The sequence below is a fragment of the Allobosea sp. genome (genome assembly GCF_030694325.1).
GTDB lineage: Bacteria > Pseudomonadota > Alphaproteobacteria > Rhizobiales > Beijerinckiaceae > Allobosea.
Window position 1 is genome coordinate 1 of the sequence record NZ_JAUXYO010000206.1, and the last position, 11,948, is coordinate 11,948.

The 11,948-nt window shown below is 70.0% G+C and carries 11 protein-coding genes; 10 read left to right on the top strand and 1 reads right to left on the bottom strand.

The window, feature by feature from the left end:
- The 3 genes from Q8M82_RS13495 to Q8M82_RS13505 all read left to right on the top strand — a co-directional run.
- Positions 1-1,821: hypothetical protein (locus Q8M82_RS13495; protein WP_371126350.1), on the top strand; the 1,821-nt coding region annotated here is incomplete at its 5' end.
- A 34-nt stretch (positions 1,822-1,855) separates the two neighbouring features.
- On the top strand, positions 1,856-2,914 hold the full coding sequence (locus Q8M82_RS13500; protein WP_305691856.1) for a patatin-like phospholipase family protein: 1,059 nt from the start codon (positions 1,856-1,858) through the stop codon (positions 2,912-2,914).
- A gap of 200 nt (positions 2,915-3,114) precedes the next feature.
- Positions 3,115-4,170: an AI-2E family transporter gene (locus tag Q8M82_RS13505; protein ID WP_305691857.1), complete on the top strand. Its 1,056-nt coding sequence runs from the start codon at positions 3,115-3,117 to the stop codon at positions 4,168-4,170.
- A 111-nt stretch (positions 4,171-4,281) separates the two neighbouring features.
- Here Q8M82_RS13505 and Q8M82_RS13510 read toward each other — a convergent pair whose 3' ends face one another.
- Positions 4,282-6,036, bottom strand: a complete 1,755-nt coding sequence (locus tag Q8M82_RS13510; RefSeq protein WP_305691878.1) for a metallophosphoesterase family protein — start codon at positions 6,034-6,036, stop codon at positions 4,282-4,284.
- 373 nt (positions 6,037-6,409) lie between these two features.
- Here Q8M82_RS13510 and Q8M82_RS13515 point away from each other — a divergent pair, with 373 nt between their 5' ends.
- Genes Q8M82_RS13515 through Q8M82_RS13545 form a run of 7 tightly spaced genes read left to right on the top strand, consistent with a single transcriptional unit; the run spans position 6,410 to position 11,919 of the window.
- On the top strand, positions 6,410-6,922 hold the full coding sequence (locus tag Q8M82_RS13515) for a Na+/H+ antiporter subunit E (protein ID WP_305691858.1): 513 nt from the start codon (positions 6,410-6,412) through the stop codon (positions 6,920-6,922).
- Positions 6,915-7,202 (top strand): monovalent cation/H+ antiporter complex subunit F, encoded by a 288-nt coding sequence (locus Q8M82_RS13520; protein WP_305691859.1) that lies wholly within the window; start codon positions 6,915-6,917, stop codon positions 7,200-7,202. The genes Q8M82_RS13515 and Q8M82_RS13520 overlap by 8 nt, the downstream gene beginning before the upstream one ends.
- Entirely contained in the window at positions 7,202-7,492 is a 291-nt protein-coding gene (locus Q8M82_RS13525; RefSeq protein WP_305691860.1) for a cation:proton antiporter, read from the top strand. The genes Q8M82_RS13520 and Q8M82_RS13525 overlap by 1 nt, the downstream gene beginning before the upstream one ends.
- Entirely contained in the window at positions 7,489-8,427 is a 939-nt protein-coding gene (locus tag Q8M82_RS13530; protein ID WP_305691861.1) for a hydrogenase subunit MbhD domain-containing protein, read from the top strand. The genes Q8M82_RS13525 and Q8M82_RS13530 overlap by 4 nt, the downstream gene beginning before the upstream one ends.
- Positions 8,424-8,774, top strand: coding sequence for an NADH-quinone oxidoreductase subunit K (locus tag Q8M82_RS13535; RefSeq protein WP_305691862.1), 351 nt, complete (start codon positions 8,424-8,426; stop codon positions 8,772-8,774). The genes Q8M82_RS13530 and Q8M82_RS13535 overlap by 4 nt, the downstream gene beginning before the upstream one ends.
- Positions 8,771-10,291, top strand: a complete 1,521-nt coding sequence (locus Q8M82_RS13540; RefSeq protein ID WP_305691863.1) for a complex I subunit 5 family protein — start codon at positions 8,771-8,773, stop codon at positions 10,289-10,291. The genes Q8M82_RS13535 and Q8M82_RS13540 overlap by 4 nt, the downstream gene beginning before the upstream one ends.
- A complete protein-coding gene (locus Q8M82_RS13545) occupies positions 10,288-11,919 on the top strand; it encodes a complex I subunit 5 family protein (RefSeq protein ID WP_305691864.1) in 1,632 nt (543 codons plus the stop codon). Before Q8M82_RS13540 ends, Q8M82_RS13545 begins: the two co-directional genes overlap by 4 nt.
- Positions 11,920-11,948: the final 29 nt, after the last annotated feature.

Consider the following 11,948-nt stretch of genomic DNA (forward strand, 5'->3'; position numbering starts at 1 on the left):
ATTCACTGGGGCGGTCGCCGCGCCGGCGGCGGTCGCGTGGTGGTCGCGTCAGCCCGGCGAGACGGTGTCGCCGGCTGCGACATGACCGGCCCCGGAGCCGGCGGCCCCATGGCGGAGCGGGCGCAATGGGCGCTCGCGACCGCCCGGCTTGCCGACTTCCAGCCGCTGCTCCCGGCGGAGGAGGAGGTCGTCGCCCGCCTGCTCAGTGGCACCTATGACCGCCTCGGCGACGGCAGCCGACCCACCACGCCGGATCCCAGCCGCGTCGTCAGGGCCGCCTTCCTGCGGTTTCTGATGCTCGGCGGGGAGCCCGGCTGCCGGCCGCACGAGAAGGGCGTCCGCATCACCGGCGCCTGGATCGTCGATACGCTCGATCTCGAAGCCTGCCATGTCTTCCGCGACATCGGCCTCATCGACTGCCATTTCGAGGCGACGCCGATCCTGCGCGCCGCGATCATCAACCGCCTCTTCCTCGACGGCTCGTCGCTGCCCGGTCTCGAGGCCGAACGTCTCGAGGCGCGCGGCGGCGTCTATCTCCGGGGTGCGCAGGTCTCCGGCGAGATCGCCGTCGCCCAGTCGCGTTTCGGCGGAAACCTGGAATGCGACGGCGCGACGATTAGGGTCTCCAGCGGCGTTGCAATCGACGCCGGGGCGATCGAGCTGCGCAACCTGCTGCTGAGGGGAGCGACGCTGCGGGGTGGCCTCGCCATCGCCGGTGCGCGGATCTCGGCCGATCTCGATGCCGCCGGCGCCCGAATCGACAGCCCCGACAGCCTTGCCATCGACGGCGCGGAGGTCGAGATCGGCGGCGGCGTCGTGCTGCGCAAGGCCGTGGTCGCCGGCGAAATCAGGCTCGTGGCAGCGGTGATCGGCGGCGATCTCGATGCCAGCGGCGCGAGGCTGGACCATCCCGGCGCGATGGCGCTCGACATCAGCCGCTGCGCCATCAAGGGCGCCTTCTTCCTGCGCGGCGAGGCGTCCGTGGCCGGTGCCCTGTCGATGACAGGCGCCTCGATCGGCACCATCCACGACGAGGTCGCGTCCTGGCCGGGCCCTGGCGACCTGCTGCTCAACCGCTGCCGCTACGGCGCCTTCATCGCCGCGCCCGTCGACGCGGTGAGCCGCCTCGACTGGCTGTCGCGGCAGGCGCCCGAACGCTGGGGCGAGGATTTCTGGCCGCAGCCCTATGAGCAACTCGCCGCGGTCTTTCGCGAGATGGGCCATGGCGAGGATGCGCGCGCCGTCCTCATCGTCAAGGAGCGGCTGCAGCGACGGGCACGGCGGGCGCGGGCGAAGAACCCGCTCTGGCGTGCGGCGCTGACCGTGACGGACGGCTTCCTCGCCGCCACGCTGGTCTATGGCCGACAGCCACTGCTCGCTTTCGTCTGGCTGATCCTGTTCTGGCTCGTGGGCGTCGGCATCTTCGGGATGGCGGAGAGGGCTGGTGCCTTCAAGCCCAACAGCGCGGTCGTGCTGCGCGCGCCCGAATGGACGCTCTGTGGGGTCGAGCGCACCCAGCAGCGGCTCCTCGGTGCGCCGCCCCAGGCCGCCGCGGGGCGAGCGGCGCCGGGCCAGACGCAGCTCGCCTGCTATCGCGAGCAGGGCGAGGCCTCGAGCTATCCCGAATTCAACCCGTGGTTCTATTCGCTCGACACGCTGTTGCCCGTGCTCGATCTCGGGCAGAAATCCTTCTGGCGGCCCGATCCGGTCGGCCGTCACGGGCGGGTCGCGATCAGCTACTTCTATGTTCAGGCGATCGTCGGCTGGGCGCTCAGCCTGCTGGCGGTGGCGGGCTTTTCCGGCCTGGTGAAATCGCCATGATCGGGTCTTGATGCAAGGCGGCGAGGGGGTACGGGTGAGCAAGACGGCGAAGACGGCGGCCGAGGCCGGCCGCGGGAAACGGACACCGCTGGTCATCGACCTGGCGCTCCAGGGCGGCGGCGCCCATGGCGCCTTCACCTGGGGCGTGCTCGACCGCATCCTCGAGGAGGACTGGCTGACGATCAGCGCGATCTCCGGCACATCGGCCGGCGCGATGAACGCCGCCGTGCTCGCTTCCGGCTTCGCCAAGGCCGGCCGCGAGGGCGCCAGGCAGGCGCTGGAGGCGTTCTGGCGCAAGACCTCGGAGGCCGCGCGCTTCAGCCCCTTCCAGCGCAGCCCGCTCGATATCCTGCTCGGGCGCTGGACGCTCGACAACTCGCCGCTCTTCGTCGCGATGGACATGATGTCCCGCGTCGTCTCGCCCTACAGCCTCAATCCCGGCGGGGCGAACCCGCTGGCCGACATCCTGGCCGAGGTGATCGACTTCGAGGCGCTGGCGGCAGGGCCGATCAAGCTCTTCGTCACCGCCACCAATGTCCGCACCGGCCGCGGCCGGGTCTTCCGCAATGCCGAGATCACGCCGCAGGTGCTGCTGGCCTCGGCCTGCCTGCCGACCCTGTTCCAGGCGATCGAGATCGATGGCGACGGCTACTGGGACGGCGGCTATTCGGGCAACCCGACGATGACGCCGCTGATCCAGGAGAGCGACGCGCTCGACACCATCCTGGTCCAGATCAACCCGGTCGAGCGGCCGGGCACGCCGACCACCGCCCGCGACATTCTCAACCGGCTCAACGAGGTCTCGTTCAACAGCGTCCTGCTGAAGGAACTCAGGATGATGGCGCTGCTGCGCAACAGCGCCAACCCGAAGGACCGCGAGGGCGCGCGCTGGGCCGGGATGCGCCTTCACCGCGTCACCAGCGACAGGATGGCGGAGCTCGGCTATTCCTCGAAGCTCAATGCGGAATGGGAGTTCCTGACCATGCTGCGGGCGGAGGGGCGGCAGTCGGCGGAGGCCTTCTACCGCGCGCATCAGGACGATCTCGGCTTACGCTCGACGCTCGACCTCGATGAACTGACGCAGGGCGTGTGAGTCACTCTCCGCCGGTTGGCTTGGTACCAAAACACGCCGTCATCCTGGGCGACCGTAGGTCGTCCCGGGATCCATCATAGGCCCCCAACCCAGCCCTATGATGGATCCCGGCCTGCGCCGCTACGCGGCTTGTCCAGGATGACACACCGAATCTTTGATTTCCTCGACGTCCCCCGGGGCGATGACCGACAGGACTTTCCATGACCAGCGGCAGGATACATCAAGGCGCGCAGGTCCTGATCGCGATCATCCTCGTGGTCGCGGCCCTGTCGGTCGCGAGCTCGGTCTTCGCACCCGTGGCCTTCGCGCTGTTCATCATCGCGCTGGTCTGGCCGCTGCAGCGCAGCCTGCAGGGCTTCCTGCCGCGCATGCTGGCGCTGGCGATCAGCATCGTCGTGATGGTGCTCGCCTTCGTCGCCTTCGGCTCGCTGATCGTCTGGGCCTTCGGCCGGGTCGGGCGCTGGATCGCGGCCGATGCCACGCGCTTCCAGCAGCTCTACGACCAGGCGACGCTCTGGCTCGAAGGCCATGGCATCGCCGTGACCGGGCTCTGGGCCGAGAATTTCAACGTCGCCTGGATGCTGCGCATGGCGCAGACGATCAGCGGCCGGCTCAACACGACGATGAGCTTCTGGCTGGTGGTGCTGGTCTATGTCATCCTCGGCCTGCTCGAGGTCGAGGATTTCGGGCGCAAGCTCAAGGGCATGCGCAACCGCCTTGTCGGCGACGTGCTCCTGCGCGGCAGCCTGCAGACCGCCGCCAAGCTGCATCGCTACATGGTGGTGCGGACCGTGATGAGCCTCATCACCGGCGTGCTGGTCTGGGGCTTCGCCACGGCCGTGGGTCTGCCGCTGGCGGCGGAATGGGGCTTCATCGCCTTCTCGCTGAACTACATCCCCTTCCTCGGCCCGCTGGTGGCGACCGTCTTCCCGACGCTGTTCGCGATGACGCAGTTCGGCTCCTGGCAGGCCGTGGTCGCGGTCTTCGCCTGCCTGAACCTGATCCAGTTCGTCGTCGGCAGCTATATCGAGCCCCGCGTCGCCGGCAGCGCGCTCTCGATGTCGCCGACGCTGGTGCTGTTCTCGGTGTTTTTCTGGGCCTATCTCTGGGGCGTGTTCGGCGCCTTCATCGGCGTGCCCGTCACGATCGCGCTCTTGACCTTCTGCGCCCAGCACCCCGCGAGCCTCTGGGTGGCGGAGCTGTTCGGTTCTGGCGCGCCCGAGCCGGTGCCGGCCAACGACGTCGTCAAGGTTTGAGGGAGCTTTCCAGCCCTCATCCTGAGGAGCCGCAACGCGGCGTCTCGAAGGATGATTCAGGAGGCTCCGGAGATCACGGGACCATCCTTCGAGACGGCCCTGCGGGCCTCCTCAGGATGAGGGCTCACCCGGCGCCCCGGACAATGCAGGCCCGATCTCGACCCGCTCCGGCGCCATCAGCGCCAGCCCGCCATCGGCACGCGCGCCGAGATGGTGGATGTAGAAGGCGGTCGCCTCGTCATGCGTCGCCTCCATGACCGGGGAGGGCGCCGACACGATGCGCAGCGGGCCGCAGCGGCCGATCCAGTCGATATGGCGGTGGCCATGCATCGCGACGAGCCGGTGTGCCTGCGGCTTCAGCAGGCGCACGAAACGGCTGCCATTGATCAGCGCCGTACCGATCCGCTCCGAGAAGGCCTTGGCCTGCTGCGGATACTCGACCGGGTGGTGATGCAGCGCCACGACGAAGCGGGCGCGGGGAAACTGCGCCAGCGTCGCCAGCATCGCCTGCATGTCCTCTTCCGCCACGAGGCCGAGCGCATTGGTGAAGGAGAAATGCGTTTCCGCATTCGAGTTCAGCAGCACGACGCCGAGCCCATCGGGCTGCGCTGGGGGCAGCACCATCGGAAAGGACGCTTCCCAGATCGCCGAGAGCCCCCGCGACAGGCGCAGGCCGCCGGCATCGGCGAAGGTCGCAATCGCGGCGCGATGCGGCTCCAGGCGCTCCGATAGGGTCTCGCCGATCTGCCCCGCCGCCTTGTCGACGACATGGACGCGCGCGCCCTGCACGGCTTCCGTCACCGAAAGGGTCCGCATCTGGCGCAGGCGCTTGCCCGGGCTGCCGGGCAGTTCGAGCCGGGCCGGATTGGCGCGGTCGACGATGTTGACGTCGTGATTGCCGGGCAGAATCAGGGTCAGTGCGGCCAATTCGGGATAGCGGGCAAGCGCGTCGAGAAACTCCGCCCATTCGGCCGAGCGACCGGCATCGGTCATGTCGCCGCTGATCAGCACGAGATCGAGCGGCGCGGCTGCATGGATCGCCGCGAGCCGCTCCAATGCGAGGTGCAGGCGTTCGTTGCCCTGCGGGCCGGCGCGGCCGCTCTCGATGCGAAACCCGTAACGCTCGCCGACGACATGGATGTCGGACAGATGCGCCACCCGCCAGATCCTGTCGGATGAGGCGGCCTCGTCGAAATCGCCGATGCCGCGGGGCTGACTCATGCTCCCGTCGGCGATGCCCCAGAGAAGGGCTGCCCCGGCGAAATAGGCGCTCATCACGGCGATGGTGTTGGCCAGCGCCGGCCGCACCAGCCGCCAGGGATAGGCGAGATCGGCAACCTCGCCGGACCAGCGCGTCGCCGGCCAGACGGTCGCCGTGATCGCCAGCGCGATCAGCGCGGCGCCCAGGCCCGCCGCGAAAGCCGTCAGCCCCCGCAACCGCGCACGGGAGTCCTCGCTCGCTTCCAAGGTGAGAAAGCGCTCGGCGAGATGACGCAGCCCCTCGCGGGCGAGCACATAGCCCGGCTGGACGGCCAGCGAAATCAGCGACCAGAAACTGCGCTCTACGGCGCGCAGCAGGGGCCGCAGGCCGAACCAGCCGATCGCGGCGACCAGCCCCAGCAGGAGGAACGGCCCGATGCCGGCCAGCGCCAGGATGCGGTCGGCGACGTCGTCATACCAGGCGGTCACCACCAGCGGCGCGACGCCGAGCAGGATGCCCGGCACCAGGGCCAGGATCATCCAGGCCAGGGCGAGCTTGGGCAGGTTGATCTCGCCCAGAAGCGTGCCGGCAATGGCGAGCAGCGAATGCGTCTTGGTGCTGCTGGCGTCGTCCTCGGCGTCGCCGCGGCGCGGCTCGATCAGCATCGGCACGGCGCCGTTTTGCGAGGCTCGGCACGATCCGCTCCGCTGCCCGGCGAGAGGGCGGGCGCTTCCAGGCAACGCTCAGCAACCATTGATCCGCCCCGAAACGGCCCACCCGAAAATGGGACGGCGGGCACAGAACTGAGACAGGCTGCAGATGCCCGCTCTGAGGGCGGATGCTAACCTGCCGGTAGCGCAAATTGCAAGATGATATTCGTCAATCAAGCAAGAGATTATGTTTTGCCATGAAGACGCAAAGATTATTTTCGTCTTCGCGCAGTGAATCAGCTTCTCCTCTTCGTGTGTCGTCTTCGGCGCGCTGTTGGTGGAGGCCTGGATCGATGCGCTGTGCGCCCGCTGACCGGTTCTCCTCGCCATGACCGCGCCGGCACCGCTGCGCCAAACCCTCTTGCGGCCGAGCCTTCTGGGACGAGGTCTGCTCTTCTTTGTGCTCTGGCTCGTCCTGATCGGCGCGGCCCCCAAGGATTGGCCGGTCGGCCTCATCGCGGCGGCGGCTGCGACCTGGGCCAGCTTTTCGCTCTGGCCGCCGGACAGCCGGCTGTCGCCGAGCGGGCTGCTGCGCTTCGTCCTGCGCTTCGTGCCGCAGGCGGTCGTGGCGGGGCTCGACGTCGCCGGGCGCGCCTTTGCCCGCCGCATCGCGATGACGCCGGGCATCGTGACCTACCGCGCCGGTCTGCGGCCGGGCATGGCGCAGGGGGCGCTCTGCGCTGTGATGAGCCTCCAGCCGGGCAAGCTGCCGGTGTCCTGTGCGGCCAGCGGCGAGATGCGGGTGCACTGCCTCGACAGCGATGGACCCGCCTCCACCGAACTCGCCGCCGACGAAGCGGCGTTCCTGCGCATCCTGCCGGGAGATCGCTCCGATGCCTGAAAGCCTGACCCTCGTTGCCCTCCTCGTGCTGCTGGCCAGCGCCGCCGGTCTGGCGATCGTGCTGCGCTCCGCGGTCGCGATCGAGAAGCTGATGGCGGTGCAGTTGCTCGGGACGGGCGGCGCCGCCACGCTGCTCCTGCTCGGCGCGGCCACCGCGCAGCCGGCGCTGGCCGATGTCGCGCTGCTGCTGGTCCTGCTGTCGGCGTTCTCCTGTGCGGCCTTCACGCTGGGGGAGGGCGAGGACCCCGGAGACGCCGCGAAACCCGACGAGCCTGCGTGATGGGGCTGACGGAGGCCTTCACGCTGGTCTGCGTCGTCGCCGGCGCCATCCTGTTCCTGGCGGGAACGCTGGGGCTGTTGCGCTTTCCCGACACGCTCAGCCGCCTGCATGCGCTGAGCAAGGCCGACAATCTCGGGCTGGGCCTGATCGTGCTCGGTCTGCTGCCGCTGCAGGCGAGCCTGATGGGAGGGGTCAAGCTCGTCTGCATCTGGCTTCTGGCTCAGCTCTCGGCCGCCACCGCGACGCAACTCATCGCCGGCATCGCCGCGCGCCGGAAGCCCGGCGCATGAGCCTCGTCTTCGACATCGCGCTGGTCGCGGGGTTGATCGCGCTGGCGCTGCATGTCGTCGTCACCCGCGACGGCCGCGGCGCGATCCTCGGCTTCATCGCCTTCGGGCTGCTGCTCGGGATCGGCTGGGCGCGGCTCGCTTCCGTCGACGTCGCACTGACGGAGGCCGCGATCGGCGGTGGCCTGACCGGCATGCTGCTGCTGCGCGCCCACGCCCATCTCGGGCGCGAAATCGCTCCCGAAGCGATGGCCAGGGGCGAACCGCGGCGCTGGCTTGCCCCGGCGATCGCCAGCGGCCTCGTCGCCCTGGCGCTGGGTGCGGTCGTGCTCGCCTTTCCCAGGCCGGCGCCGAGCCTGGCGCCTCAGGCGGTTGCGGCGCTGGAAACCACGGGGCTCGGCAATCCGGTCACCGCCGTGCTGCTCGCCTATCGCGCCATCGATACGCTGCTGGAGAAGATCGTGCTGATCCTCGCGCTCGTCGGTGTCTGGTCGCTGAGCCGCGACGCCGCCTGGGGCGGAGCCTCGCAGCTTCGCCCGGCCGTCATCCCGGAGCCGCTGGTCTTTCTGGCGCGGGTGCTGCCGCCCTTCGGCGTGCTGATCGCTGTCTATCAGGTCTGGGTCGGGGCCGACCTTCCCGGCGGGACCTTCCAGGCCGGCACCATCCTGGCCGCGATGGCGCTGCTCGTGATGCTGGCGGGATTGCGCCCGGCGCCTCCGACGCAGGCGAGGGCGCTGCGGGCGATGCTGGCGGGCGGGCCGGCGCTGTTCGTGCTGGTCGGCTTCCTCGGCGTCGCGGTCGCGCAAGGGTTCCTGTCCTATCCGGAGGCCATCGCCAAGCCGCTGATCGTCGGCATCGAGGCGGCGCTGACGCTGTCGATCGCCGGCACGCTCGCCCTGCTCGTCGCCGGCCCGCCGGACAAAGCGCCCGCATCATGAGCGCGCTGGCCCTGACATCGGCCTCGCTATTCGGCCTGTGCGGCGCCGCGCTCGTCGGCATCGGCCTGTTTGGCATCGTCACTAATCCCGATCTGCTGCGCCGGATCATCGGCTTCAACATCCTCGGTGCGGGCATCTTCCTCGTCTTCGGGGCGGTCGCGCGCCGCGGTGCGGCGATGGGGCTCGGCGGCGATCCGGTGCCGCAGGCCATGGTCATCACCGGCATCGTCGTCGCCTTCGCCGCGACGGCCCTGGCGGTCGCGCTGCTGCGGCGCCTGGCCTCGCTGACGGGAAGCGCCACCTTCGACGCCGCGACGCCGGCACCGCCGCCGCGGAGCGACGCATGACGCCGGCCTATGCCGCGACGCCGGGCGGCCTGCTGCTGGTGCTGGCCGTCATGCTGCCGGCGGCGGCCGCGCTCGTGATGCTGGTGCTGGGCCCGCGCCACACCCGTGTGGTGGCGCTGATCGCCTTGGCGCTCGGCGTCGTCGTGGCGCTCGCCACAGGCCTCCAGCTGGTCCGCAGCCAGGCCGCGCTGATCTATGTGCTCGGCAACTGGCAGCCGCCGCTTGGCGTTGCGCTGCGCGCCGATGGGCTGTCGGTGATGATGCTGGCGGTCACCGCCGTCGTCATGGCGGCGACGGGTCTGTTCGCGCGCGAACTCTTCGGGCTCGACCTGGCGACCGCCGACGGGCGTCTGGCAACGAGTTTCTGGATTTTGCTGATGGGGCTGTGGAGCGGGCTCAACCTCGTCTTCGTCTCGCAGGACCTGTTCAACCTCTATGTCGCGCTCGAACTCCTGACCTTCGCCGCCGTGCCGCTGGTCTGCCTGGACGGGCGCGGCGAGACCATGGCCGCAGCTCTGCGCTACCTGATGTTCGCGCTGCTCGGCTCGATGCTCTATCTGCTCGGCGCCGGCCTGCTCTACGGCGCCTATGGCACGCTCGACATCCGGCTGATCGCGAGCGCGAGCCATCACGGCCCGGCGATGGCGATCGCGCTGGCGCTGATGATCCCCGGCCTGCTTGCCAAGGCGGCGCTGTTTCCGCTGCATCTGTGGCTGCCGCCGGCCCATGCCGGGGCACCGGCCGCCGCCAGCGCCGTGCTTTCGGCGCTGGTGATCAAGGCGCCCGTCTTCCTGATCCTGCGGCTCGTCGCCGACATCGCCCCGCCGGGGTCGGCCGCCGTCGCGGGACAGGTGCTGGCGGTGCTCGGCGCGGCCTCGATCCTGTTCTGCAGCGTCATGGCGCTGCGGCAGGAACGGCTGAAGCTGATGATCGCCTATTCGACCGTGGCGCAGATCGGCTATCTGTTCATCGTCTTTCCACTCGCGGGAGTTGGCGACGGGACCACGCCCTGGGGCACCATCGCCTGGACCGGCGGGGCGCTGCAGCTCACCTCCCATGCCCTGGCCAAGGCGGCGATGTTCATGGCGGCGGGCATCGTCGCTGAAGCCGTCGGGCATGACCGCATCCGCGATCTCGGCGGCTTCGGCCGCGTGTTGCCGCTGACCGCCACGACCTTCGGATTGGCGGGGCTGTCGTTGATGGGCATCCCGCCCAGCGGCGGCTTCATCGCGAAATGCCTGCTCCTGACGGCCGCCGCCATCGGCGGGCATCTCTGGCTCGCTCTGACGATCCTGGCCGGCGGGCTGCTGGCCGGCGGTTATGTCTTTCGCGTCATGGACCGGGCCCTGGCGACGCCTGCGCAGCGGCTCGCGCTGCAAAGACCCATTCCGCTGCGGCTGGAGATCATCCCGTTGGTGCTGGCGGTGCTGGCCGTGGCGCTCGGCTTCCTGCCGCTCGCTCCTTTTGGCTTATTGCAGATCGGCAGGCCCGATATCGCCCTGGCGGTGTTGCCATGAGTCCCGCCGCCCTTCTGCTGGTCACAGCGCTCCTCGCGCCGCTGGCGATGGCCGCCGGATGTCTCTCCCGCGCCTTCCGGTCACGCGTGCCGGGGCTGCTCTGGCTCGCGCCTCTGCCGGCGCTGCTGGCGGCTTTGTGGCTGCCGGCTGGCACGGCCGTCTCCTTCCCCGTGCCGTTCCGGATGGTGCTGGCGCTCGACCAGCCCGGCGCGATCCTGCTCGGTGGGGCGGCGTTCCTGTGGAGCGCGGCTGGGGCCTATGCCGCCTCGTATCTGCGCGGCAAGCCCGGGCTGACGGGGTTCTGCGTCTGGTGGCTGCTGACGCTGGCGGGCAGCCTCGGCGTCCTCATCGTCGCCGACATCGCCGGCTTCTACCTGCTGTTCACGCTGGCGAGCCTCTCGGCCTATGGGCTGGTCGCGCATGAGCAGACCGACGCGGCCAGGCGCGCCGGTCTCGTCTACATGGTGCTGGCGCTGCTGGGCGAAGCGTTCCTGCTGTTCGCCTTCGTCATGCTCGCGGCCGGGCTGCCCGATCCCAATCCGCTGATCGCCGATGCCGTGGCGGCGCTGCCGGGCTCGCCCATGCGGGATGGTATCGTCGCCCTGTTGATGCTGGGCTTCGCGCTGAAGATGGGGCTGATCCCGCTGCATGTCTGGCTGCCGCTCGCCCACCCGGCCGCGCCGATGCCGGCCTCGGCGGTGCTCAGCGGCGTGCTGGTCAAGGCCGGCGTGATCGGGCTGGTCCGCTTCCTGCCCTTCGAGGCCCCGCTGCCCACCTGGGGCGCAATCCTCGCCATTGCGGGCATCCTCACCGCCTATGGCGGCGCCGCGCTCGGCGTGGCGCAGCGGCGCCCCAAGACGATCCTGGCCTATTCCACCGTCAGCCAGATGGGCCTCGTCGCTGCGCTCCTGGGCGCGGGGCTCGCCGCGGGCGATGCCTCCGCGGCGGGTCTGGCGGCCTATTACGGCCTGCATCACACACTGGTGAAAGGCGGGCTGTTCCTCGCCGTCGGCGTCGCCTTCGCCTCGGGCGGGGCGCGCCGGTGGCCCGTGCTCCTCCTGACCGGACTGCTGGCGCTCAGCCTCGCAGGCCTGCCCTTGACCAGCGGCGCGCTCGCCAAGCTCGCGGTCAAGCCGATGCTGGGTTACGGCGTGCTCAGCATCGCGGTCTCGCTCGCGGCGGCCGGCAGCACGATCCTGATGCTGCATTTCATCGCCGTCATGGTTCGCGAGACGGCGGACAATCCGCCATCGAGCGCCCCGTGGGGCGAAAACCTGCCGTTTCTCATCGTCGCCGCCGCATCGCTCCTCATCCCCTGGTGGCTCTATCCCACCCTGTCGGGCGGCGCGCTCGCCAGCGGCTGGAGCGTAGCGTCGCTTTGGAAGCTCGTCTGGCCGATGATGTTGGGCGTCGTGGTCTTCATGGCCACGGGGCGCTTCGCGGGCCTGGCCGGCCGCGTACCGGAGGGCGACATCCTGGTGCTCGCGGAGCGGCAGGCTCCGCGCCTCGCCCGCCTGCCGGCCGCGATCGAGGGGCTCGACGGGCGGCTGCGGCTCTGGCCCGTGGCCGGGTTCGTGCTGCTCGGACTCGTCATCTGGCTTGGCGGCGGCTTCCTGCTGGCGGCATGATGATGACCGGCAGCCCGGAACCCCGCATC

Excerpts from the sequence above, each read along its gene's own strand:
- Q8M82_RS13505 (WP_305691857.1), top strand. The coding sequence starts at position 3,115 with ATGACCAGCGGCAGGATACATCAAGGCGCGCAGGTCCTGATCGCGATC.
- Q8M82_RS13510 (WP_305691878.1), bottom strand. The coding sequence starts at position 6,036 with ATGCTGATCGAGCCGCGCCGCGGCGACGCCGAGGACGACGCCAGCAGC.
- Q8M82_RS13515 (WP_305691858.1), top strand. The coding sequence starts at position 6,410 with ATGACCGCGCCGGCACCGCTGCGCCAAACCCTCTTGCGGCCGAGCCTT.
- Q8M82_RS13520 (WP_305691859.1), top strand. The coding sequence starts at position 6,915 with ATGCCTGAAAGCCTGACCCTCGTTGCCCTCCTCGTGCTGCTGGCCAGC.
- Q8M82_RS13525 (WP_305691860.1), top strand. The coding sequence starts at position 7,202 with ATGGGGCTGACGGAGGCCTTCACGCTGGTCTGCGTCGTCGCCGGCGCC.
- Q8M82_RS13530 (WP_305691861.1), top strand. The coding sequence starts at position 7,489 with ATGAGCCTCGTCTTCGACATCGCGCTGGTCGCGGGGTTGATCGCGCTG.
- Q8M82_RS13535 (WP_305691862.1), top strand. The coding sequence starts at position 8,424 with ATGAGCGCGCTGGCCCTGACATCGGCCTCGCTATTCGGCCTGTGCGGC.
- Q8M82_RS13540 (WP_305691863.1), top strand. The coding sequence starts at position 8,771 with ATGACGCCGGCCTATGCCGCGACGCCGGGCGGCCTGCTGCTGGTGCTG.
- Q8M82_RS13545 (WP_305691864.1), top strand. The coding sequence starts at position 10,288 with ATGAGTCCCGCCGCCCTTCTGCTGGTCACAGCGCTCCTCGCGCCGCTG.